The sequence below is a fragment of the Gramella sp. MT6 genome (genome assembly GCF_019357415.1).
In the GTDB taxonomy this organism is placed as follows: domain Bacteria; phylum Bacteroidota; class Bacteroidia; order Flavobacteriales; family Flavobacteriaceae; genus Christiangramia.
In genome coordinates, this window is sequence record NZ_CP048410.1 from 1,356,043 (window position 1) to 1,378,649 (window position 22,607).

The 22,607-nt window shown below is 39.7% G+C and carries 22 protein-coding genes and 1 riboswitch; of the genes, 11 read left to right on the forward strand and 11 right to left on the reverse strand.

Annotated features, from left to right (window positions below; genetic code table 11):
- Positions 1-498 precede the first annotated feature (498 nt).
- The gene (locus tag G3I01_RS06190; RefSeq protein ID WP_219552073.1) at positions 499-834 is read left to right on the forward strand and encodes a hypothetical protein; all 336 of its coding nucleotides are present in this window, start codon (positions 499-501) and stop codon (positions 832-834) included.
- 345 nt (positions 835-1,179) lie between these two features.
- Positions 1,180-2,532, forward strand: coding sequence for a sigma-54 dependent transcriptional regulator (locus G3I01_RS06195; protein WP_219552074.1), 1,353 nt, complete (start codon positions 1,180-1,182; stop codon positions 2,530-2,532).
- Here the strand turns inward: G3I01_RS06195 and G3I01_RS06200 are convergent.
- Positions 2,522-4,963, reverse strand: a complete 2,442-nt coding sequence (locus G3I01_RS06200) for an ATP-binding protein (protein ID WP_219552075.1) — start codon at positions 4,961-4,963, stop codon at positions 2,522-2,524. The two genes, G3I01_RS06195 and G3I01_RS06200, sit on opposite strands and share 11 nt — an antisense overlap.
- Positions 4,964-5,050: 87 nt before the next feature.
- Positions 5,051-5,145: riboswitch (TPP riboswitch) on the forward strand.
- 102 nt (positions 5,146-5,247) lie between these two features.
- Between G3I01_RS06200 and G3I01_RS06205 the strand changes: the two genes are divergently transcribed.
- Positions 5,248-7,629, forward strand: coding sequence for a TonB-dependent receptor (locus G3I01_RS06205; RefSeq protein ID WP_219552076.1), 2,382 nt, complete (start codon positions 5,248-5,250; stop codon positions 7,627-7,629).
- A 66-nt stretch (positions 7,630-7,695) separates the two neighbouring features.
- Here the strand turns inward: G3I01_RS06205 and G3I01_RS06210 are convergent, their stop codons facing one another.
- Positions 7,696-8,124: a hypothetical protein gene (locus G3I01_RS06210; RefSeq protein ID WP_219552077.1), complete on the reverse strand. Its 429-nt coding sequence runs from the start codon at positions 8,122-8,124 to the stop codon at positions 7,696-7,698.
- A gap of 253 nt (positions 8,125-8,377) precedes the next feature.
- Between G3I01_RS06210 and greA the strand changes: the two genes are divergently transcribed.
- The 3 genes from greA to G3I01_RS06225 all read left to right on the forward strand — a co-directional run bounded on the left by greA (position 8,378) and on the right by G3I01_RS06225 (position 9,757).
- Complete coding sequence (gene greA / locus G3I01_RS06215; protein WP_219552078.1) at positions 8,378-8,854, forward strand: transcription elongation factor GreA; 477 nt, start codon at positions 8,378-8,380, stop codon at positions 8,852-8,854.
- A gap of 97 nt (positions 8,855-8,951) precedes the next feature.
- Positions 8,952-9,347, forward strand: a complete 396-nt coding sequence (locus G3I01_RS06220) for an HIT family protein (RefSeq protein ID WP_219552080.1) — start codon at positions 8,952-8,954, stop codon at positions 9,345-9,347.
- Positions 9,344-9,757 (forward strand): thioesterase family protein, encoded by a 414-nt coding sequence (locus G3I01_RS06225; RefSeq protein WP_219552081.1) that lies wholly within the window; start codon positions 9,344-9,346, stop codon positions 9,755-9,757. Before G3I01_RS06220 ends, G3I01_RS06225 begins: the two co-directional genes overlap by 4 nt.
- Here G3I01_RS06225 and G3I01_RS06230 read toward each other — a convergent pair.
- Complete coding sequence (locus G3I01_RS06230) at positions 9,754-10,902, reverse strand: HAMP domain-containing sensor histidine kinase (RefSeq protein WP_219552082.1); 1,149 nt, start codon at positions 10,900-10,902, stop codon at positions 9,754-9,756. The genes G3I01_RS06225 and G3I01_RS06230 overlap by 4 nt on opposite strands.
- Before the next feature lie 114 nt (positions 10,903-11,016).
- On the opposite strand from G3I01_RS06230, the gene G3I01_RS06235 reads away from it, so the two are divergent.
- The 3 genes from G3I01_RS06235 (at position 11,017) to aat (ending at position 13,124) form a co-directional block, all read left to right on the forward strand.
- Positions 11,017-11,889, forward strand: a complete 873-nt coding sequence (locus tag G3I01_RS06235) for a flavin reductase family protein (protein WP_219552083.1) — start codon at positions 11,017-11,019, stop codon at positions 11,887-11,889.
- Between the two features lie 8 nt (positions 11,890-11,897).
- Positions 11,898-12,272 carry a DUF3127 domain-containing protein gene (locus G3I01_RS06240; RefSeq protein ID WP_011710888.1) on the forward strand — a complete coding sequence of 125 codons (375 nt, stop codon included), beginning with the start codon at positions 11,898-11,900 and terminating at the stop codon, positions 12,270-12,272.
- A gap of 213 nt (positions 12,273-12,485) precedes the next feature.
- Positions 12,486-13,124 carry a leucyl/phenylalanyl-tRNA--protein transferase gene (aat, locus tag G3I01_RS06245; RefSeq protein WP_219552084.1) on the forward strand — a complete coding sequence of 213 codons (639 nt, stop codon included), beginning with the start codon at positions 12,486-12,488 and terminating at the stop codon, positions 13,122-13,124.
- Here aat and G3I01_RS06250 read toward each other — a convergent pair whose 3' ends face one another.
- From G3I01_RS06250 to G3I01_RS06285, 8 genes are read right to left on the reverse strand one after another with little or no spacing between them, the layout of a single operon-like run.
- A complete protein-coding gene (locus tag G3I01_RS06250; protein WP_219552085.1) occupies positions 13,125-13,811 on the reverse strand; it encodes a DUF2490 domain-containing protein in 687 nt (228 codons plus the stop codon). It abuts the gene before it with no gap.
- Entirely contained in the window at positions 13,792-14,370 is a 579-nt protein-coding gene (locus G3I01_RS06255) for a hypothetical protein (protein ID WP_219552086.1), read from the reverse strand. Before G3I01_RS06255 ends, G3I01_RS06250 begins: the two co-directional genes overlap by 20 nt.
- 1 nt (position 14,371) lies before the next feature.
- Positions 14,372-14,962 carry a DNA-3-methyladenine glycosylase I gene (locus G3I01_RS06260; protein ID WP_219552088.1) on the reverse strand — a complete coding sequence of 197 codons (591 nt, stop codon included), beginning with the start codon at positions 14,960-14,962 and terminating at the stop codon, positions 14,372-14,374.
- A gap of 4 nt (positions 14,963-14,966) precedes the next feature.
- Positions 14,967-15,695 (reverse strand): energy transducer TonB, encoded by a 729-nt coding sequence (locus G3I01_RS06265; protein ID WP_219552089.1) that lies wholly within the window; start codon positions 15,693-15,695, stop codon positions 14,967-14,969.
- A gap of 22 nt (positions 15,696-15,717) precedes the next feature.
- Entirely contained in the window at positions 15,718-16,434 is a 717-nt protein-coding gene (gene truB, locus G3I01_RS06270) for a tRNA pseudouridine(55) synthase TruB (RefSeq protein ID WP_219552090.1), read from the reverse strand.
- Positions 16,424-17,218 (reverse strand): undecaprenyl-diphosphate phosphatase, encoded by a 795-nt coding sequence (locus G3I01_RS06275; protein WP_108171180.1) that lies wholly within the window; start codon positions 17,216-17,218, stop codon positions 16,424-16,426. The genes truB and G3I01_RS06275 overlap by 11 nt, the downstream gene beginning before the upstream one ends.
- A 5-nt stretch (positions 17,219-17,223) precedes the next feature.
- Positions 17,224-17,487 carry a DUF3098 domain-containing protein gene (locus tag G3I01_RS06280; RefSeq protein ID WP_219552091.1) on the reverse strand — a complete coding sequence of 88 codons (264 nt, stop codon included), beginning with the start codon at positions 17,485-17,487 and terminating at the stop codon, positions 17,224-17,226.
- 3 nt (positions 17,488-17,490) lie between these two features.
- Positions 17,491-18,369 carry a permease-like cell division protein FtsX gene (locus tag G3I01_RS06285; RefSeq protein WP_108171183.1) on the reverse strand — a complete coding sequence of 293 codons (879 nt, stop codon included), beginning with the start codon at positions 18,367-18,369 and terminating at the stop codon, positions 17,491-17,493.
- A gap of 282 nt (positions 18,370-18,651) precedes the next feature.
- On the opposite strand from G3I01_RS06285, the gene G3I01_RS06290 reads away from it, so the two are divergent.
- Positions 18,652-19,584 carry a 2-dehydropantoate 2-reductase gene (locus tag G3I01_RS06290; protein ID WP_219552093.1) on the forward strand — a complete coding sequence of 311 codons (933 nt, stop codon included), beginning with the start codon at positions 18,652-18,654 and terminating at the stop codon, positions 19,582-19,584.
- 148 nt (positions 19,585-19,732) lie between these two features.
- Complete coding sequence (gene leuS / locus G3I01_RS06295) at positions 19,733-22,546, forward strand: leucine--tRNA ligase (RefSeq protein WP_219552778.1); 2,814 nt, start codon at positions 19,733-19,735, stop codon at positions 22,544-22,546.
- The last annotated feature ends 61 nt before the right edge of the window (positions 22,547-22,607 follow it).

Genomic DNA, 22,607 nt, shown 5'->3' on the forward strand with positions numbered 1-22,607 from the left:
TGGAATTTTTACTCAATTGTGATGTTAAGTCTACAACTTTTGTGTGGAAATTTTCTCTGGCTAAAATCTTTCAAATTTTATTAAAGCCTTGTTTTTCAGTATTTCCACGTAATAAGATGGGCATAATTGCAAGTGGTATGATTTTTACAATGTAATAAGTAGGTTAGTATTGGGAATGGAATAAATTATCAACTAACTAATTTATTCTGTTTTATAATTTAGATTTTCGGATTGAAAAGGCTCCATCTTGGAGCCTTTTCTATTTTACGCTATTTAGGGCCAGGAAATCAAGGGAGTCATTAGGTGAAAATTCCCCAGTTTGTGTTGATTTTCGTACAGGTTTCTACATAAAATTTTGTGAAATTTTCTCTATAGATTTTAAACAAGTATATGTTTTACAGGTGTTTGCGTTAATTTGATGAGAATGGCACAATTATTCTATTGTATATATCATAATTAATTAAAGATCAAACCAATTAGATCAAAAAACCACAGATTATGAAAAAGATTGCATTAAGTATTATGACAGTAGGAGCGTTGTTTTTTGCCACACAAAATACATATGCTCAGGAAGAAGAGATTGAAGAAGTTGAAGCTGTAGAAATGGAAGTGAAGCAGGAGGCATTTGCCAGCGTAGATGTTGCCGAGTTGCCTCAAGCTGTAAAAGATGCGGTAGCTACAGATTATAATGGAGCAACAACTTCTGAAGCATGGGTGAAAACTAAGGATGAGAAAAAAGTCTATAAGTTGAAACTTGATGTAAATGGAGAAACCAAAAAGGTCTATGTAGACCAGGATGGTAAGTGGCTGGAAAAAGAAGATCAGGACAGCTAAATAAAAATTGCCGGTACAGGAGAAACCAACTCCGCGGCGACAGATCAATGAAAAAGCTAAGTAGAAAGTAATTCTACCCCGGCAGACTTGCAAAAAAGTGACTCTTTTTTATCGGAGTATAACCTGATGAAACAACCAAAAAACTAACACTATAGGTCACTTTTTTGCTTGTTTATGGAAGTGTAATCGGAAAATCTGTTAAATGGGAATTAGTTAAAGGCAATTATATAACCACAAATTGCCAGAAAAGAGAGGTTGTACAGCAACCTCTCTTTTTTTATGTTTTCTTTTAAAAACTAATGATTTAAAGATTGTTACCTTTGTTAATCTTTTTAAAATTAATCTATGTCTAAAGTTTTGGTCGTTGAGGATGATGTGGCATTTGGAACCATGTTAAAAACCTTTCTGGAAAAAAGGGATTACAAGGTAGCACTGGTTTATTCAGCATCTGAGGCCTTTAAGAAAATTTCTTCAGATAAATATGACCTGGTACTTACCGATGTAAGATTACCAGACAATGATGGCCTCGAGATTCTTAAAAATGTTAAAACTGAAAACCCTTCTACACAGGTGATAGTAATGACCAGTTATGCTGAAATAAGTATGGCTGTGAATGCGATGAAAGAAGGAGCTTTTGATTATGTTTCTAAACCTTTCAGGCCAGAATCAATCTTACAGACCATAGAGAACGCGCTTCATACTAATGAAGTGGCTCCAGTTGTAGAAAAGCCTAAACCTGCTAAAAAAAGTGAAGGCCCCCTAACCGAGAATAAGGATCTCGTAAGAGGGGTAAGTGAGCCTTCCCGCAGATTAAGCGATTATGTAGAACTTGTTGCACCCACAAATATGTCGGTTCTCATAACCGGAGAGAGCGGTACCGGAAAAGAACAGATCGCAAAAAGTATACATCTACAAAGCAAAAGACACGCGGCTCCATTTATCGCTGTAGACTGCGGGGCTATCCCTAAAGAAATTGCCTCCAGTGAATTCTTTGGTCACCTCAAGGGATCATTTACCGGAGCTATAAACGATAAGACAGGACATTTTGCTGCTGCGAATGGCGGAACTCTTTTTCTTGATGAAATTGGAAACCTTACCTATGAACTTCAGGTACAGTTATTAAGGGCCTTACAGGAACGCAGGATCAAGCCTGTTGGGAGTAATAATGAGATCGAAGTAGATATTAGGGTGGTTACCGCAACTAATGAGGACCTGTCTGAAGCTGTCAGGGAAGGAGAGTTTAGAGAAGATCTGTATCACAGGCTGAATGAATTTTCAATAAAAGTGCCTGCTTTAAGGGAAAGAAAAGAAGATCTTATGCTATTTGCCAACCAGTTCCTGGATGAGGCGAATGCAGATCTTGAAAAAAATATTGTTGGTTTTACAGATGAGGCCATACACGCCTTCAAAAACTATAACTGGCCGGGGAACCTTAGAGAGCTAAAGAATATGGTCAAAAGAGCTGTGTTGCTTACCAAGGATGATCTCATTCCGCTTAAGGTACTTCCTCACGAGATCGCGACTTCCAGTCGTACCAATGAGAATGACTACGGATTATTCAAAAATAAGAATGAGGAGCAGTTGATCCTTGATGCTTTAGAAAAGACCGGAGGAAATAAAAGTAAGGCGGCTAGAATGCTGTCTATAGATCGTAAGACCCTTTACAATAAACTGAAGCAATACGGGATTAAACTGTAATTTTAGTATCCAGACCGGCCATTAATTCCTTGAATTTTTTCTCGAAATGATCAAATTCCGGTTTGCTGACTTCATCCCAGGATTCCAGTTTCATGAGAATGGCTATAACTTCATTCGCCTTCATTTGTCGTAACATGGGCAGCATGCGGTGAGCAAGTTTCCCCATTTTATCGGTATCTTTTTCCTTATAAGCCGTCTTTAAATCCTGCATACTTTGCTGGGCTCCATCAAGAAAAGCCTGTATGATGGTTTGCATGGCGTCTTCATCCCTTCCTGAAAATTCATAAATATCGGTTAGATCGTAATTGTCTGACCTTAGCCTGTCATTATCGATAGCTGCAGTAATCTCTTCTTCTTTATAATTTAATTGTAAGAGTTCGGCGATATTCTGCTTTAATTCTGTTGGCTTATATGGCTTAAGGAGTTTATTGTTGAAACCAACTTCGGTATAAACTTCTTTTTCGATATCGGTTCTGCCTGAAAGCGCGATGACTGGCAGGTCTTTAAATTTTTCGTTTGAACGTATAGTGGTGATGAGGTCAAAACCATCAAGAATTGGCATCTGGATATCAGTAAGAACAATATCGTAATCGCCGGCATGAAGTTTTTCCAGGCCTATCTTTCCGTTTTCAGCAGTGTCTATTTCAAATCCCATAGACTGGGCCAATTCAACCGTTAATGATAACTGTCCGGGCTCATCGTCTATTACCAGGGCTTTCATTCCAGATGCGTCAATATTCGCGGTTTCGGCATCTTCCAGCTCGGTTTTAGCTCTTTCCGGCTCCTCTCTGGTTTCTGAAAGTTTTATTACAGGGATCAAAATCGTAAATTCACTACCCTTGCCCTGAACACTTTCAAGTTTGATCTCTCCATCCAGTAATTGGGTAAGCCTTTTCGTAATGGCCAGTCCAAGGCCTGAGCCTCCAAATCTTTTTTCAATGCTGCTATTTTCCTGGGAGAATTCTTCAAATATATTCTCCTGCATCTCTTTCGAGATCCCAATCCCAGAATCCTTAACCCTGATCTCCAGAATATGATTTTCACCTGTTGATTTTTTGAGCTCAGCAGCAATAACGATTTTACCTTTTTCAGTGAATTTCCAGGCGTTGGAGATGAGATTTGCGAGGATCTGTTTTATTCTGAAAGGGTCGCTCTGGATCTGTACGTTAGTGCCTTCTGAAACTTCTATCACGATCTCTACATCCTTTTTCTTTTCAGCCGGAATAATATTGTTTACTGTATCGTGAATTAATTTCTTGGGGTTGAAAGACAGGTTCTCTATCAGCATTTTTCCAGCTTCCAGTTTTGAAAGATCCAGCAAGTCATTCACCAGTCTTAAAATGAATTCTGAAGATTTCTTTATCTGGGTCAAATAATGCTTTTGCTTCTCGCTGAGATCTGTTTTCTGAATAAGATCTGTATACCCCATTACCGTGGTGAGCGGACTTCTCAGGTCGTGCGTAATGGCAGCCATAAATTGTTCACGGCTGGCCAGAAGGGATTCAGCAAAGTCTTTAGCTTCTTCTAATTGCACCCGGTATCGCTGGCTCCGTGTTATATCCCCAATAATGTTGATGATGAAATAAAGAATGGTTAACAAGATGATACAACTCCCAATAATGATAATATTGGAAGTTTTATTAAGCATGTTCTGGAAGGTTTCAGCCCTTTGCACTGTATTCTCCCGTTCTTTCTGTTCCAGGCCGGCCAGCAAACTTTGCAGTTGCTGGTTTAGGATCATATCGTTGTTAAGCAGTTCATTTTCTTTCTGGTTTACCTCATTCCTGAACTGGCGGTTGGCCATTTCGAGTTCCGATAATACTTTTTTCACAGAACTTACCAGGGAGTCCAGTCTTTGATTCGTTAATTCCTGGGCATTATCTTCTTTGGCATATTCTAGCAATCTAATAAGCACCCTCCGTTGATGAGGTTCCAGATTGGCGAAGCGTTGTTCATAATCGTCATCAGCAAAGGATTCATCGATCTTTTTTAGTTCATTTAAAACCCTGGAATAGTAATTCGTATTTCTATCTGAATCCCGCAAGGCCACCAGTTCTTTAAGGTTCTGGGTTTTTTGATCCAAAAGTTTTGAAATGGAATCCACTTCATTTTCCAGATCTATCTCCTCGTAGGTTTGCTCAAGCTCCCTCAATTTAAATTCGATGCTGTCTATTTGGGAATTATAAAGGTCCAGATCTTCCTCTTTTCCAGTCTGGATAAGTCGCCTGCTGGTATTCTCAGATTCATTCAGGTCTGTAGTGATCTCACTAACCAGAATAAGCTGACGGTTGTTTTCTGTATTGGATTGAGCGATCTCAGAATAGGAGATCACCTGGTTATATACATACCAAACTGCGAGAGCGGCCAGGATGGCCACGATGACATATCCGGTTACAACTTTTGCAGTGATGGAACGTTTAGCACTAAACATTACTGAGGTTTTATCTAAAATTAAGCCAATTATGTGAAATCTCCTCAAAAGTATTGTATTTCTAAAAAAGCGTATTACTTTTGCGCCACAATCTCAAAGGGGTGCCATTTAAATATGGCTGAGATCATACCCAATGAACCTGGGCAGGTAATGCTGCCAAGGGAATTGTGCGAAAGCACAGTGTATGTACTCCTGTTATTGCCATAAGGCAGTTTCAGGATTTTTTATTTTTAAACCAAATCAAAAAGAATAATCGCCCCTTTTATTCGTAAAAATTATTACGAATGAAAAATGTATTATTTTTTGCCGGTCTGTTTCTCTTTTCACTACAGACCTACGCGCAGAAATTCACTGTATCAGGAACCATTACAGAAAACGGAGACCCGCTGGAAGAGGCTACCGTCTATGTGAAAAGTACCGGAGTAGGGACGGTGGCAGACGAAAATGGTAATTATAGCCTTACCCTTGAAAAAGGAAACTATACCCTCGTTTTCGCATTCGGAAATCAGAAAAGTAAAAAGCTTCTTTTAGATTCAGATACCCAATTGAATGTAGATCTGGCAGGAGCTGAAGAAACTCTGGATGAGGTTTTTCTTTCTGCGGTAAGGGTCAATGACAAGTCTCCAATTACCTACAGTAATCTTAGCAACGAGGAGATCGAAGACCGTAATCTTGGTCAGGATATCCCGGTTCTTATGAGTTATATGCCTAATGTGGTAACCACTACCGATGCCGGAAACGGAATTGGATATACCGGAATTCGTGTAAGAGGAAGTGACGCTACCAGGGTGAATGTGACTATTAACGGAATTCCTTATAATGATGCCGAAAGTCAGGGGACTTTCTGGGTAAACCTGGGGGATTTTGCCTCATCTGTAGAAAACTTGCAACTACAACGTGGGGTGGGAACCTCTACAAATGGAGCAGGGGCTTTTGGTGCCAGTCTTAATATACTTACAGATTCCTATAAAGAGAAGGCCCAGGCAGAAGTTTCAAACAGCGTTGGATCTTATAATACTTTTAAGCACACGGTGAAATTCAGTACCGGACTTATAAATGATCATTTCTCTTTTGGTGGTCGGGCCTCGAAGATCCGCAGTGACGGATATATTGACAGGGCTTCAACAGATCTGAAATCCTATTTTCTACAAGGTGCTTATGTAGACGAGAATACCCTTATCAAAGCCATAACTTTTGGCGGAAATGAAAGAACTTACCAGGCCTGGTATGGTATAGATAAGGAAACGCTTGAGAACGACCGTACCTTTAATCCTGCTGGTATTTATACAGATGAGGATGGGAACACAAAATTTTATGAGGACCAGACAGATAATTACGCTCAGGACCATTATCAATTGTTGTGGAACCAGGATTATAACAGTAACTGGTCTTCTAATATCGCCTTGCATTATACCTATGGAAGAGGTTACTATGAGGAATATGAAGAAGATGCAGAGCTGGTAGAATTTGGTTTAAGTCCTTTTACCTCCGATGGAGAAGAGGTTACCTCTTCAGATCTCGTAGGCACCAAATGGCTGGATAATCATTTCTACGGAACGGTTTTCAGCCTGAATTATGAGAATACTAACTGGGACGTTACTCTTGGTGGTGGCTGGAACAAATATGAAGGCGATCATTTTGGTGAGGTTATTTATACCAGATTTGCCAGGAATAATGATCCTTACGAACCTTATTATTTCAATCAGGCAGATAAGACCGATTTTAATATTTACGCTAAGGCGAATTTTAAAATTACCGAAAAGCTTTCAGGATATACAGATCTTCAGTTAAGAACAGTAAATTATGAAACCGACGGACTACTGGACAATCAAACCAGATTTCTTAATGATGATAACTTCAGCTTTTTTAATCCGAAAGCAGGTCTTACCTATGAGTTGAACCCATCAGACCAGTTCTATCTTTCCTACGCCCGCGCACACAGAGAGCCTAGCAGGAATGACTATGAAAATGGTGATCCAGAACCTGAAGAGCTTAATGATTTTGAATTGGGATGGAGGCATGCCGCCCGAAATTTTCAGATGAACGCCAATCTTTATTATATGGATTATCAGAACCAGCTGGTTTTGACGGGAGGTATAGATGATGTTGGTGCATTTATCCGCCAGAATAGCGGAAATAGCTACAGGTTAGGTCTTGAGTTAGATGCAACAGTTAGATTGCTGGAGAAATTGAGTATACAGTCTAACCTGTCTATTAGCCGGAATAAAAATGTTGACTTTGTTTCAACCTTTAATGGCGAACTCGTAGAATATGGTGATACTGATATTTCTTTTTCACCAGAAGTGGTTGCTGGTGGATTTATCAATTATGAACCGGTAAATGGTCTAGAGTTGAAATTGCTTTCAAAATATGTTGGTGAGCAGTTCATGAGTAATGTCGAGGCTGAGAATTCCAGGTTGGATAGTTATTTTGTTAGTGACTTTAATGTTCAGTACAGCTGGAATAAACCATGGGTTTTCAGAGAGATTGTTTTAACCGGATTAGTGAATAATATCTTTAATGAGAAATATGTCTCCAACGGATATTATTATACCTATAATATTCCTAATGAGGACTTGCCATCTGGCGAAGAAACCTTTGATGGAGCAGGATATTACCCACAAGCCACTACTAACTTTTTGCTAGGACTCACGCTTAAGTTCTAAACGAATTTTGTGGTTTTAGCCGCCTCCTTTCCGTATTGTAGGGTAATGCTCGGAAAGGGGGCTTTTTTAATTAAAGACCTCGAGAACGTTGCCAGATCGTTGGACGCGGTAAGGTTTCATGGTATACTGGCCTTCACCTTCTGCCAGTTCACCGGTGATCACATTATATTTATTATCATCACATCCGCAACTGGCGATAACCCCATTAACAGTCATACCGGAACAATTACTTGGCGGATGGTTGGGATCACTTAATTCGAAGGCTACGTATTGGGAATTATTAATATTATATATCACTACTCCTTTAACTCCGTGATTATATGTTGCAAACGAATTACCCGGGTAATCTAGATCGTTGTATTCAGGAAAACTTAAGTTAAGCTGAAACCTGAAATTCACATCGGGTAAATTAGGGTTATTTTGATAATTATCATCAGAACTTGAACACGCGAGAATTAGTAAAAATAAAGGGAAAAAGAAGAGTATTTTTTTCATAAAAAATTGAGTTACAACGAAAATAATATAATTGTATCGAAAGATTAAATTTCTTACATTTGTTTAAAGAAATCCCGCTAAAAATGGGATTTTTTCTATTAATGATACAATAGTTTGAACCCGGAAAGCTAAAACCTTTTAGATCCGGGCAATTCCGCACCCAGGGATTTGTTTTATTACTAAAATCATTATAAGGTATGTTTTCCGGTTTCGGGAGTAATTTCCTGTCCGCGATTAATTAAACGATAAAGTTATGAGCAAAGTATCTTATTATACCCCAGAAGGGTTAAAAAAGCTAAGGGATGAGCTTAATCAACTCAAAGACGTAGAAAGACCAAAGGCTTCTCAGGCAATTGCCGAAGCCAGAGATAAAGGAGATCTAAGTGAGAATGCTGAATATGATGCAGCCAAGGAAGCTCAGGGGTTATTGGAAATGAAGATCTCGAAATTAGAGGAGGTAGTGGCTAATGCCAGAGTGATAGATGAGTCTCAATTGGATACTTCAAAAGTATTGGTACATTCTCATGTGAAGATCAAGAATAAAACCAACGGGGCCGAAATGAAATATAAACTGGTGGCCCAGAGTGAAGCCGATCTTAAATCGGGTAAGATATCTGTAGATTCCCCAATTGGAAAAGGCCTATTGGGCAAGAAAGTAGGAGATACCGCAGAAATTGAGGTGCCTAATGGAACCGTTAAGTTCGAAGTTATAGAGATCTGGAGAGAATAATCCTTTCCATTTCAGTTAAAATTAAATCCTTTTCTTTCATCTGTAATTTCGGATTTGAGGAAAGGATTCTTTATTTTTATTAAAAACCAACTTAATCATGTCAACACTATTTACCAAGATCGTAAAAGGAGAAGTGCCTGCCTATAAAGTAGCTGAAAACAGTCAGTTTCTGGCTTTTTTAGATATCAGGCCGAATGCGAAAGGGCACGTTCTATGTATCCCTAAAAAAGAGATCGATAAGATCTGGGACCTAGAAGAGGAAATGTTTCAGGAGTTGATGCGATTTACCAGAAGGGTCTCTATTGCATTAGAAAAAACAGTTCCTTGTAAAAGGGTAGGTATGGCCGTTGTTGGTCTTGAAGTGCCTCATACCCACGTTCATCTTATTCCGTTGAATAGTATGAAGGATATGGACTTTTCTAATAATGTGGAAATGAGCGAGCAGGAATTTAAAGATCTGGCTGCCGCAATCGAATCGAACATTGAACTGTGACAGATTTTTCAGATTACAAGTTAAGTCTTGAGTTGCGTATAGACTGGGGCGATCTGGACATGTATGAGCATGTGAACAACGTTTCATATATGCAATATTTGCAAAGCGGAAGGGTGAATTTCTGGGAAGCTTCTGGTATCCATGAATATTATCGCAATTCGAGCCAGGGGACGATGCTAGTCTCTACGAAATGTGATTTCCGGAAATCACTTCATTACCCCGGAAAAGCGATCATTAAAACTAAACTGGATTTTATAGGAAATAAAAGTTTCGGTCTGAAACATGTGATCCTGAATGAAAAAGGAGAATTATGTGCTGAAGGCACAGATGTGGTGGTTTGTTTCGATTTTCAAAAGAATAAGACCATCCCGGTTCCAGACTGGATGCGAGATAAGATCTCTGAACTTTAAACTTTTTTAAGACTAATCTGGAAAGTAGTTCCTTTATTTATTTCACTTTGCGCCACCTTGATCTTGCCGCGGTGATATTCTTCAATGATCCTTTTGGCTAAAGAAAGTCCCAGACCCCAGCCACGCTTTTTTGTGGTTTGTCCTGGTTCAAAAATCAGTCTGAATTTATTTTTGTCTATTCCTTTTCCGGTATCGGTGATATAGATATGTGCCTGTTTCAGGTCTTGTTTTATCTCAATTAACAGTTCCCCCTTACCTCGCATGGCATCTATCGCATTTTTCACCAGGTTTTCTATGGTCCAGCTATAAAGCTGTTCGTTCAACATAACATTAATTGGTTGACGCGGTGCTCTAATACTGAAATTGATAAGATTCGAGCTTCTTGCTTTCAGGTATTCATAACTGTCTCTGGTAGCTGCAACAATATCGGTCTGCTGTAAATTGGGAGAAGATCCTATTTTAGAAAAACGTTCTGTGATGGTTCTCAAGCGATCAATATCCTTCTCCATCTCTTCCACATAAGTGGGATTTACATTTTCGGTCTTTAAAATTTCAGCCCAGCCAATAAGGGAACTTAGCGGAGTACCAATTTGATGGGCGGTTTCTTTGGCCATACCGGCCCATAATTTATTCTGTTCGCTATTCTTGGTAGTGGTATAGAAAAAATAGACTACTCCAATAAAAAGAAAACCTATCAGGGTAAGACCTATGGGGTAATACTTCAATTTATTCAGGGCTGGGGAGTTTCCGTAATACAAATACTGTATTTGGTTGTCGCCGAGATCTACAGCAATAGGTTCATTTTCCTCCTTAAGATCTTCAAGATAATCTTTTGTGCGTTCGGGGTCTTCAAGTATAGTCGGGTCTAAATTAGTGGTATAAACGATCTCACCATTTTCATCTGTATGAATTATTGGGATGGTTGTGTTATTATTTAAGATCTCTAGAATAAGGGAAAGATCGGCATCTTCAGGGGCGTTGCTAAGCTCTTCCTGAGCCTGGGCCCAGATATTCATTTTTGCCCGTTCGTCCTCTTTTAGTCGCTGGAAGAAAATACTCGTATTCCAGAGCACCAGCACGATGACCACCAGGCAGGAAATAATGATAAACCAGCGATTAAAGCTGCGTTCGTCGGGTAAATTCATGTATGTTTCCGGCTTTTAATCAAAAATAAATATAAGCGTTTTAAAACTATTTATATTGTAATGCATTGCTTTTCATTCCCTGTTCGATTCTTTATCTTTGGCAAAAATTAATCTATGTTCAGTCTAGAACCCAAGGACGTAAGTGTCGGGAAATTACACCAGTATCTGCTTGGTGCGGTAGGTCCAAGACCAATTGCTTTTGCAAGTACTATTGATGCTGAGGGAAATCCCAATCTTTCACCTTTTAGTTTTTTCAATGTTTTTGGCGCAAATCCGCCGGTTTTGATCTTTTCACCTGCGAGACGGGGAAGGGATAATACCACGAAACATACTTTTGAAAACGCGAAAAAGGTAGATGAGGTAGTGATCAATATTGTGAATTATGATATTGTTCAGCAAATGTCACTTTCCAGCACTGAGTATGCTGAAGGGGTAAACGAATTTGAAAAGGCGGGTCTAAACATGCTTAAATCAGATCTTGTAAAGCCATTTCGCGTAGCGGAATCTCCGGTTCAGTTTGAGTGTAAAATTCAGGATATAATTGAAACCGGGACTGAAGGAGGTGCAGGAAACCTGGTGATCTGTCACGTGGTTAAAATGCATATTAAGGAAGATATCCTTGACGAGGACGGGTATATAGATCAATACAAAATAGACCAGGTAGCTCGTATGGGCGGTAACTGGTACACGCGTGCCAGAACAGGAATGTTTGAAGTTCCAAAGCCTCTTTCCACTTTGGGAATTGGTGTAGATGCTATGCCTGAAGATGTTAGGACCAGTAAGGTGCTAACGGGAAATGATCTTGGAATTTTAGGCAATGTAGAATCTCTGCCAGAAAACGGTGAGATCGAAGCATTCCTAGGAGAAAATTCAGAAGACGCCGAACTTGTAAAAAGCGGTGATACAGAAAAAATTCATAAACAGGCGAAGGTATATCTTGAAAAAGGGAAACCGGAAGATGCCTGGAAAATATTATTAGCAAAATAAAGGAAACAATGGAAGTACAGGGAAAAATTAAGCTTATTGGCGAAACCAAGACATTCGGTAGCAACGGATTTCAGAAGAGAGAGATGGTTGTGACTACAGAGGAGCAATATCCTCAACATATCATGATTGAATTTGTACAGGATAAATGTAGCTTGCTGGATGCTTTTCAGGTAGGACAACCGGTGAAGATTGGTGTAAACCTTAGGGGTCGCGAATGGGTAAGCCCACAGGGTGAAACAAAATATTTCAATTCTATCCAGGGATGGAGAATAGAGAATCTTGCTGCTCAACAGCCTTCAGGTGGTTCTAATGTACCGCCACCAGACCAGTTCGAGCCTGCTAGCGATTTGAATGAAGAGGATTATGACGATCTTCCATTCTAATCTTGTAAAAGACACTTTTCCAAACATATCTTTCCTTAGTCTGTCCCGAATTTCGGGAGTTCCAGGTTCTTAAAAAAGGAATAGCTATTTGTTATATTCTGAAATAAATTCAGAATGATGTTTTGGAAAATTTGTATCAATAAAAATAAAATCAAAAGTCCGGTTAGAATTTTCACCGGACTTTTTTAATTTCAGACTTTAAACCAAACCGATTTGTATTTCATTCAACCACATGAGAAGCTTCCTCCTGTATCTTATGCAGATTCAGAGGGATTGCTAGCAGTTGGACGGGATCTAAGTCCAGAGCGTCTTAAAGAAGCTTATTATAAGGGTGTTTTCCCTTGGTATAATGAAGGTCAGCCGGTACTTTGGTGGTCGCCAGATCCAAGAATGGTCCTTTTTCCGGAAAATTTGAAAATTGCTAGAAGCATGAGGCCTTTTATTAATCAGGATAAATTTCAGGTGACCTTTAATCAGGAATTTGAAATGGTGATCGAGAATTGCGGGAATGTAGATAGGAAAGGGCAGGACGGTACATGGATCACTCCCGAGATAAAAGAGAATTATCTTCAGTTACACCAGGAGGGAATTGCTTTTTCTACTGAGGTCTGGGATAAAACTGAATTGGTTGGAGGCTTATACGGTATTTATTTAAGGGACAGGAAAATGTTTTGCGGAGAAAGCATGTTTGCGAAAGCTAGCAATGCTTCTAAATTCGGTTTTATAAAACTGGTAGAAAAGCTTAAAACTGAAGGAATAGAGATCATAGATTGCCAGGTGTATACCAGTCATCTTGAAAGTCTGGGAGCTGAAGAGATCCCAAGAGAAGAATTCTTAAAATTTCTAAGTTAATTAAATAGATAGCGTGAGGCCGAGTACAAAAAAGAGTTCATGGGCTGGATCAAGATTATAATCATCCAATCTGTATTCGGTACCAAAATCTGCTGTTATAGATTCATTTAACTCTCGGCCCAGGGCCAGTCCAAATCTATGTGAAAGCCCAGGTTTATTTGCTTTTGAAAAGTTATAAAGTGCCTCGGTATCTGCCTTTACGAAAAATTCTTTTTGATCTACGCGCTCTCCATTTAGAGGGATCTGTACCGAAAACTGGTATCTTGTCCTGTATATGGTATTACTTCTTAATCTTTGCTCAAACCGAAAACGATGAGCTATTTTCAGGGCATTGTAGTTTCTGGAACGGCTGTATTGCTGGGTAATTCGTATTTCGTCATGGGCTCTTTCATTGAACATTTCATTGAAACGATATCTAATCCCCAAACTCAACTTGCCGTAAAAACCTACTTCATAACTGCTGAAGTGGCTGAGTTCAATAAACTCGGTATCAAACTCGGTTTCCTGACCGGAATAAACGCCATTTCTATTGGCCAGTCCAAAGTTGAAGGACCAGCGATTTGGCCTGTCCAGGTTAATGGAAATATCCGGTTCTAAAAAGGAACTGAAATTATCCTGGGCAGCAATATTATTAGCAAATAGTAAGAGAAGGAATGATAAGAATAATTTAGAAAATGAGGTAGTCATATGAATTTCTTAAAATTTCTCGCTCACTTTTAAAATTTGCTTCTGCATCGAACAACATCTCGAATTTTTTAAGTTTACCCGCATTTTTTGTCGCTACAATCAATTCATAATTGTCTGGAGTAAGCTCTTTTTTTATCCCGCCCGGAAGTAATTCTTCAGTATTATTACCACCGGCAATATATTGTGCCTGGATCTTTTCAATCCTGTACCTGTCATTTTCCATTTCAAGGTAAGCATCGATCTTTTTTCGTAGGGCTCTATCAAGATTTTCTTTTTTGATCACTACTTCAATATCTTCAAGAATTCCTCTTTCATTAAATTCTACACTGTAGCGGTTTTTCCTGAATTTGAACTTCGCTTCGTAACTTTCCTTATCTCCATCGGTCTCGTAATAAAACCTGATTTTTCGGGATTTTTCCGGAATATTATCCTGCAGATATTTCTGTGCATTTTCAGGCATATTATTACGCTTGATATCCTCTTCTTTCTCTATTTTTTTTTCCTGCGAGTGTGCAAAAGTGCTTAGAAGAACGAATATGCCAAGTAACAAATGTTTCATTTTAAAAAAATTTATCCCCAAGTTTCTTTACTTCCTCATACCTGAAACAATCTACCTGGTGATCGTTCACCATCCCTGTTGCCTGCATGTGGGCATAAATGACGGTAGAACCCACGAATTTAAAACCTCTTTTCTTAAGAACTTTGCTTAGCTTATCACTGATCTCTGTAGTTGCAGGAGCTTTCTTATAATCTTCAATTTCATTTTGAATAGGTTCTCCTTCCACGAATTGCCAGATATATTTACCGAAACTTCCAAATTCATCCTGAACCTTCATGAATTCCCGAGCATTTGTAACTGTAGCCCGTATTTTCATCTGGTTTCTAATAATACCGGCATTCTTCATCAATTCAGTGATCTTGGCGTCTTTGTATTGTGCGATCTTACGGTAGTCGAAATTGTCAAAGGCCTCTCTAAAATTGTTCCTTTTTCTAAGTACCGTGATCCAGCTTAAACCTGCCTGAAAAGTTTCAAGAGTTAGAAATTCAAATAAGGTCTCATCATCAAGTACAGGAACTCCCCATTCATGATCATGATAGGCTTCATATAAAGGGTCGCCTTCGCACCATCCGCAACGTTTGATTTCAGCCATAATTTTAAGATCTAAAATGATAAGTGATCGTCCCAGGCTGTGAATTTCTGCCTGCAAGTTTGCTAAATCTGGCGCCCGCAGAATATTCCAGGGCACGATCTGTTAAACACTCGTTGGTTGATGTTGAACTGGCTTTATTTACCGACGAATCAATAACGTAACCGTTCGCATCCACGCTTATATTGATGACGATCTTTCCGGCCGTATCACAGGTATAGACCGGATTCGGGATTTTCACCGCGCGCCTTCCTTTTAAGGAAAAAGAAATAGAACTGTAATCGTAAACGGCAGATTTTTGAGAGGCTTCCTCAGCCGAATCATCACCATCTGACCGATCTTTTTTATCCTCCGAGTTCTTTTTATTTACGGAATAGTTGCCTTCAGAGCCGTCTGTATCTTCATTTTCGGCTTCTTCCTGGTCAGCACTATTCTTTTCAAATATCTTGTCTAGTTGACTTTTAAAATCTGCTTCGCGGGTTTCTTTGTCCTGGTTATAAGCCTGGTGAGTTTGTACGTCCCTGGGGTTTCTCTTTGGAGTTTCCTCTGGCTTCTCAGGTTCGATCTCTTTTTTCTCTTCTACTTTGAATTGTTCAAGGTCTACGAGCATTTCTGCTGTTTCCTTGTTTGCGTTGGCAAGATTGAAATTATACAATGCCAGCATAAGGACAGCAAATAAAAGCGTAGTAATGATAAGTGCTTTATGCTTATCGAAAAATTCCTCGAAAAACTCCATATTTAATTAAACGTCAGTAGACTTACTTATTCTCCTGTGAAGGTAATAAATTTTCAAAATACTCGAGATCCATCGCTTTTTCTACAGAATATTCTCCAATTCCGGTACGTCTTAATTCAGAAAGATGCGCGCCGCTATTCAACGCTTGCCCGTATTCATGAGCCAGACTTCTAATATAAGTTCCCTTGCTGCACACTACTCTGAAATGAACTTTCGGAAATTCTTCCGTATCGATCTCGAATTCAGAAATTTCAACCTTCCTTGACTTTACTTCAACTTCCTTGCCTTCTCTGGCATATTCGTAAAGTCTTTTTCCGTCTTTCTTTAAAGCTGAGAAAACCGGGGGGGTCTGGTCAATTTCGCCAAGAAATTTTTTTGTGGTTTTCTGAAGCAATTCTTCAGTTATATGGTCTGTGGGGAATTTTTCGTCAATTTCAGTCTCCAGGTCAAAAGATGGGGTAGTGCTACCTATGGTAAAAGTGCCCGTGTATTCCTTTATCTGTCCCTGTAGATCAGGGATCGTTTTAGTGAATTTTCCGGTGCAAATGATCAGAAGTCCGGTAGCCAGCGGATCTAAAGTTCCCGCATGACCAACCTTGATCTTTTTGATCTTGCAGCTTTTTCTAATAAGCCATCTCACTTTGTTCACCAGTTGAAATGATGTCCAGTTCAGCGGTTTATCAAAGAGAAGTACCTGGCCTGTTTTGAATTCTTCGGGGGTAAATTCGTTATTGCGCATATGCAAAAGTAATAGCCGCAAGTCCCACCACAAAACAATAGACAGCAAACCATGAAAGTTTACTTTTCTTTACCAGGGCGATCATCCAGGTACAGGCTACCAGACCGGCAATAAATGCTGCGACGAAACCTACTGCCAGAATAGAAAAATCTGCTGTGCTCTCCATTAGTTCTCCGCTTAAAAGATCTTTAGCGATCTTTCCGAAGATCAAAGGCACGACCATTAAGAAAGAGAATCTCGCAGCTTTGGTCTTATCATTTCCTAATAGAACTGAAGTTGATATGGTAGCTCCACTTCGGGAAATTCCGGGAAGCATGGCTATCGCCTGGGAAATCCCGATGACGAAGGCGTTGCTGTAACTAACCTTTTTTCCGGTATTCTTGGCTTTATCAGCAAGCCAGAGTAGTAAGGCTGTAATTAGAAGCATAAACCCAACAAAAAGAATATTTCCGCCAAATAAAGCTTCCAGTTGTTCTTCAAAAAGCAATCCTACAATGACTGCGGGAATCATTGAAACTATGATCTTTAAGGAGAACTGGGTTTCTTCGTTCCATTTAAAACTTAGTAAGCCACCAATGATCTCAAAAACATCTTTTCTGAAAACAACGAGCGTACTCAAAGCTGTGGCAAAGTGGAGTACAACGGTAAATAATAATGACTCTTCAGGAACACTGGTATCTCCTAAAATAGCTTTTCCTAACTCTAAATGCCCACTGGAAGAAACTGGTAAAAATTCGGTAAGTCCCTGGATGATACCAAGGATCACGGCGTCTAATACGTCCAAACTTATTATTTTTTATGGGGATTCAACAATATGGCATATACTTCTATCGCAAAGCCAATCAGCACCAAAGCGGGTGCAAGCCGAATTCTTTGAAAGTTATAGATAGCGTCATTAAATTCATTTGGATCTTCGCTACCACCACCAGACATTAAAATAAAGCCCAGAACGATCACGCCAATCCCAATAAACATGAAGGTGTAGTTCTTCTTTCCGAAAACAAACCCGGTATTAAAACTTCCTCCGTTATGTATTTCTTTATCCTTTTTCATCTTCTAATAATAAAGTTCGTCTGTTTTCAGATTTAGAAAACGCGAGGTCGCAAAATACGTACTTATCCATGTAATTACAATTCCCATCAGGAAAATCCCTGAGAATAGAATTACCAGCATTTTAATATCACCTAAAAGATTGAGCTCGGTAAAACTATTGTTCAGGTAATAAAGTACTGCAGCCATCCCAATGAGTGCCAGAATCGCACCTATTAGTCCAAGTTTTACGCTTTGCCAGATAAAAGGCCTTCTAATAAAGCCTTTGGTTGCTCCAACCATCTGCATCGTCTTTATGATAAATCTCTTTGAATATACTGCCAGTCTAATGCTGCTATTGATAAGTAATACTGCGATAAATGTAAAAACAGAGCTCGCAATTAAAACCCAGAAACTTATTTTTTTAACGTTGTCGTTCAGCAATGCGATAAGAGGTTTGTCATAAACGACCTCGTCTACAAAATTCTTGGAAGTAAGATCATCAGCAATTTTGTCCACTTGCTCCGAAGAAACAAAATCTGCATTCATATATACGTCGATGGAATTCTGAAGTGGGTTATACCCAAGGAATTCCATGAAATCTTCACCAATTTCTTCACTATGGGCCTCTGCGGCTTCCTCTTTGGAAACAAAAGTCGTTGACTTGGTATAATCTGCCATAGCCAGGCTTTTCTTCAACTGCTCGATCTCAACCTCTTTCGCGTTATCCTTCAGATAAACCGTAAGGGCGATCTGCTCCTTGAAATGATCGGCTACCTTCTTAGTATTTAAAACCAGAAGGCCAAGCATTCCTAAAAGGAATAATACCAGGGAAATACTGATAACTACTGAAAAATAGGAAGATATGAGTCGGCGTTTCTGATACCTTTCAAAAGATGTGGTCATAAATTGACTTCAGATTTTTTGTAAAAATAAGAAAGTTAAGTTTTCCTAATCTTTAAAACGTTTAAACTTTTGAAAATATTGGGAAAGACAAATTTTTTGCTTTTTGGTCCTGCTGAACGGAGTCTTAGCATACCTTCAAAGAATGACGCCCAAGCTCAATGCAACAAAAGCCTTTCACGCTTGCCGCAAGCCAGGGGGAGTTGGTTGTGAAATGTTTGAGACCCCGAAACAAGTTCAGGGTGACGTTCGATTTAAGTTTCCTAAATTTGAGAAAACTCAATTATGGAAATACTGGTTTATGGAATCGGCGGCGTTGGAGGATATTTTGGCGGAAAACTCGCCAATGCAGGTCTTAATGTAAGTATGATCGCTAGAGGTGAGCACCTTAAAGCGATCCAGAAACACGGACTCGAGGTGGAAAGTATAAACGGAAATTTTAAAGTAAAACCTAAAGTTGCTACTTCTGATGTTTCTGATGTTCCAAAACCAGACCTTATTATCCTTGGAATTAAATCCTGGCAGATCCCTTCAGTTGCGGCAGAATTAAAACCCATAATTGGGGAAAATACCATAGTGCTTCCATTGCAGAACGGAGCCGATAATTATGAAAAACTAATTGAAGTTCTTCCGAAGAAAAATGTGCTTGCCGGACTTTGCTTTATCGTGAGTTTCGTGGAAAAACCTGGAAAGATCAAGCATGCCTCATATGAACCGAAAATCGTTTTTGGTGAAACCGATAATTCTCAGTCAGATCGGGTGAAGAAAATTCATGATATCCTGGATGAAGCTGGAATAGAAAATAATATTCCTGAAAATATCCAGCTAGAAATCTGGAAAAAGTTCCTTTTTATCTGTACCGTCAGCGGCATTGGTGGACTTACCAGGGTGCCGATAGATAAGATCAGAGATAGCGATTATCTTAATGAAATGATGAGAAATTCGGCCAGGGAGATCATCGAAGTCGGAAAAGCCAAAGGTGTTCCGCTAACTGAAAAACACCTGGAGATGGTCTTTGAGATCATAAATTCCCAACCTGAAGGCACCACTGCTTCTACCCAGCGCGATATCATGAACGGCAAGCCTTCAGAATTGGAGAATTTCAACGGTTTTATTGTAAAAGAAGGAGAGAGGCTTGGTGTCAAAACTCCTGTGAATCGCTATATCTATGAATGCCTGAAACCTATGGAAGAAGCCGCGCGAAAAAGCCGGGAATAAGCTTTCCAATCATTCCGCATAAGTCCTTTAAAATTGTATTTTTGCGGTTCAGAAATTAATCGTCAAGCTGAACTTGTTTCAGCTTCTCATTTTTAGACTCTGAAGTAAATTCAGGGTGATGACAAGAATAAGACAAGAAAGACAGAAGATGAGTTACCACTTTAATAAGATCGAAGAGAAATGGCAGAAATACTGGGCCGAAAATCAGACTTTCAAAGCCTCAAACCATTCTGATAAACCAAAGTATTATGTACTGGACATGTTTCCTTATCCATCTGGAGCAGGACTGCATGTGGGGCACCCGCTGGGCTATATTGCCAGTGATATCTATGCCCGTTTTAAGAGGCATAAAGGTTTTAACGTGTTGCATCCCCAGGGATATGACAGTTTTGGTCTTCCGGCAGAGCAGTACGCGATACAGACCGGTCAGCACCCTGCGGTAACTACAGAGAATAATATTGCTCGTTATCGCGAGCAACTGGATAAGATCGGGTTTTCTTTGGACTGGAGTCGTGAGGTGCGAACCAGTGAGCCAGATTATTATAAATGGACGCAGTGGATCTTTATCCAGCTTTTTGAAAGCTGGTATGATCAGGAAGTGGAAAAATCCCGTCCAATTTCTGAACTTGACGAAATATTTGCTTCTGAAGGTAACTCAAGAGTAAATGCAGCTTGTGATGATAATGTTGAAGAATTTTCTGCCGAAGAATGGAATAAATATTCTGCAGATGAGAAGGAGCAGATTCTTTTAAAATACCGTCTTACTTATTTAGCGGAAGCTGAAGTTAACTGGTGTCCGCAACTTGGAACCGTCCTGGCAAACGACGAGATCGTGAATGGAGTTTCTGAACGTGGCGGTTATCCGGTAATCAGAAAGAAAATGACCCAATGGAGCATGCGAATTTCAGCTTTTGCTGAAAGATTGCTTCAGGATCTTAATAAAATTGACTGGACCGAAAGTTTAAAAGAGAGTCAGCGTAACTGGATCGGGAAATCGGTTGGGGCGCACGTAGACTTTAAGATCAAGGATACAGATCATAAAGTCGGGGTTTTCACCACGCGACCCGATACCATTTTTGGCGTTAGCTTTATGACGCTTGCACCGGAGCATGATCTGGTAAAAGAGATCACTACAGAAGCTCACCGTGAAGAAGTTGAGGCTTATATCGAGGCCAGTGCCAAGAGAAGTGAGCGTGAACGAATGGCAGATGTGAAAAGCATTACCGGTGTTTTTACTGGGGCTTATGCCGAACATCCATTTACCGGGGAAACTATCCCGATCTGGATAGGAGATTATGTACTTGCGGGTTACGGGACCGGGGCGGTTATGGCTGTTCCTTGCGGTGACCAGCGTGACCATGATTTCGCGAGACATTTCGATCTTCCAATTCCTAATATTTTTGAAAATATAGATGTTTCCCAGGAAGCTTATGCAGGGAAAGAAGGTACGGTGATCGCGAATTCAGATTTCCTTAGCGGACTTGAATATAAAGAGGCATTAAATAAAGTAATTCTTGAATTGGAGAAAACAGGTCAGGGTTACGGAAAGACGAATTACAGGCTTAGAGACGCGGTGTTCAGTCGTCAGAGATACTGGGGAGAACCATTCCCTGTTTATTATGTGAACGGTTTGCCGAAAATGATCAATCGGGAGCATCTTCCTTTAAGATTGCCTGAAGTTGAAAAATATCTCCCAACCGAAACCGGTGAGCCACCGTTAGGAAATGCCACCGATTGGGCCTGGGATACTAAGAATAATAAAGTGGTTTCCAATTCTGAAATAGACGACGAAACTGTTTTTCCTTTAGAATTGAATACAATGCCGGGATGGGCAGGAAGCAGCTGGTATCTTTTCAGATATATGGACGCTGGGAATCCTGATCGTTTTGTTTCGGAAGAAGCTCAGAAGTACTGGGAAAATGTAGATCTATATATTGGAGGTAGCGAGCACGCTACTGGTCACTTGTTATATTCAAGGTTCTGGACTAAATTCTTACACGATCTTGGATGGCTTACGGTTGAAGAGCCCTTCAAAAAACTGATCAACCAGGGAATGATCCTTGGAACCAGTGCTTTCGTTTATAGATTGGAGGGAGAGAATGTATTTGTTTCCAAGAACCAGATCAAAGGCAATAGTGTGCAGCCAATTCATGCAGATGTTTCTTTGGTAAACGCTTCAGATGAGTTGGATATTGAAGGCTTTAAAAAATGGCGTCCGGAATTTGCTGACGCTAAATTCCTTACCGAAGATGGAAAATACATCGTAGGTAGAGAAGTGGAGAAAATGTCCAAGTCCAAGTACAATGTGGTTAACCCAGATGAGATCTGTAAAGATTACGGGGCAGATACCTTAAGAATGTATGAAATGTTCCTTGGGCCGCTGGATCAGGCGAAACCGTGGAATACTGCCGGGATAACGGGAGTACACAACTTCCTAAAAAAACTCTGGAAGCTATACCATGATGGAGAGGAGTTCTCTGTTTCAGATGAAAAACCTTCAGCAGATTCATTAAAGACCCTGCATAAGACCATCAAAAAAGTAACGGAAGATATTGAGGAGTTCAGCTTTAATACTTCCGTATCAACTTTTATGATCTGCGTGAACGAGCTAACTGCGCAAAAGTGCAATAGCCGTGAAATCCTTGAGCCTTTAGCAGTGCTAATTGCTCCTTATGCTCCTCATATCGCCGAAGAGCTTTGGGAAAAGCTAGGGAATTCAGAGTCTGTCACCACTGCAAAATATCCTGAATTCGAAGAGAAGTATTTAGTGGAAAGCAAAAAGAACTATCCGGTTTCTTTCAATGGAAAAATGAGGTTTACGATGGAACTTCCTGTAGATATGGGTAAGGATGAAATTGAGAAAAATGTTCTGGAAGACGAAAGAACAAAAAATCAATTAGACGGATTAACCCCTAAAAAAGTAATAGTGGTTCCGGGTAAAATTGTAAATATTGTAATTTAACCCCCTTAAAAATATAAAATAGGGGTGTCAAATGTTATTTTTTATATTTGACACCCCTATC

Excerpts from the sequence above, each read along its gene's own strand:
- G3I01_RS06190 (WP_219552073.1), top strand. The coding sequence starts at position 499 with ATGAAAAAGATTGCATTAAGTATTATGACAGTAGGAGCGTTGTTTTTT.
- G3I01_RS06195 (WP_219552074.1), top strand. The coding sequence starts at position 1,180 with ATGTCTAAAGTTTTGGTCGTTGAGGATGATGTGGCATTTGGAACCATG.
- G3I01_RS06200 (WP_219552075.1), bottom strand. The coding sequence starts at position 4,963 with ATGTTTAGTGCTAAACGTTCCATCACTGCAAAAGTTGTAACCGGATAT.
- G3I01_RS06205 (WP_219552076.1), top strand. The coding sequence starts at position 5,248 with ATGAAAAATGTATTATTTTTTGCCGGTCTGTTTCTCTTTTCACTACAG.
- G3I01_RS06210 (WP_219552077.1), bottom strand. The coding sequence starts at position 8,124 with ATGAAAAAAATACTCTTCTTTTTCCCTTTATTTTTACTAATTCTCGCG.
- greA (WP_219552078.1), top strand. The coding sequence starts at position 8,378 with ATGAGCAAAGTATCTTATTATACCCCAGAAGGGTTAAAAAAGCTAAGG.
- G3I01_RS06220 (WP_219552080.1), top strand. The coding sequence starts at position 8,952 with ATGTCAACACTATTTACCAAGATCGTAAAAGGAGAAGTGCCTGCCTAT.
- G3I01_RS06230 (WP_219552082.1), bottom strand. The coding sequence starts at position 10,902 with ATGAATTTACCCGACGAACGCAGCTTTAATCGCTGGTTTATCATTATT.
- G3I01_RS06235 (WP_219552083.1), top strand. The coding sequence starts at position 11,017 with ATGTTCAGTCTAGAACCCAAGGACGTAAGTGTCGGGAAATTACACCAG.
- G3I01_RS06240 (WP_011710888.1), top strand. The coding sequence starts at position 11,898 with ATGGAAGTACAGGGAAAAATTAAGCTTATTGGCGAAACCAAGACATTC.
- G3I01_RS06250 (WP_219552085.1), bottom strand. The coding sequence starts at position 13,811 with ATGACTACCTCATTTTCTAAATTATTCTTATCATTCCTTCTCTTACTA.
- G3I01_RS06255 (WP_219552086.1), bottom strand. The coding sequence starts at position 14,370 with ATGAAACATTTGTTACTTGGCATATTCGTTCTTCTAAGCACTTTTGCA.
- G3I01_RS06260 (WP_219552088.1), bottom strand. The coding sequence starts at position 14,962 with ATGGCTGAAATCAAACGTTGCGGATGGTGCGAAGGCGACCCTTTATAT.
- G3I01_RS06265 (WP_219552089.1), bottom strand. The coding sequence starts at position 15,695 with ATGGAGTTTTTCGAGGAATTTTTCGATAAGCATAAAGCACTTATCATT.
- truB (WP_219552090.1), bottom strand. The coding sequence starts at position 16,434 with ATGCGCAATAACGAATTTACCCCCGAAGAATTCAAAACAGGCCAGGTA.
- G3I01_RS06280 (WP_219552091.1), bottom strand. The coding sequence starts at position 17,487 with ATGAAAAAGGATAAAGAAATACATAACGGAGGAAGTTTTAATACCGGG.
- G3I01_RS06285 (WP_108171183.1), bottom strand. The coding sequence starts at position 18,369 with ATGACCACATCTTTTGAAAGGTATCAGAAACGCCGACTCATATCTTCC.
- G3I01_RS06290 (WP_219552093.1), top strand. The coding sequence starts at position 18,652 with ATGGAAATACTGGTTTATGGAATCGGCGGCGTTGGAGGATATTTTGGC.
- leuS (WP_219552778.1), top strand. The coding sequence starts at position 19,733 with ATGAGTTACCACTTTAATAAGATCGAAGAGAAATGGCAGAAATACTGG.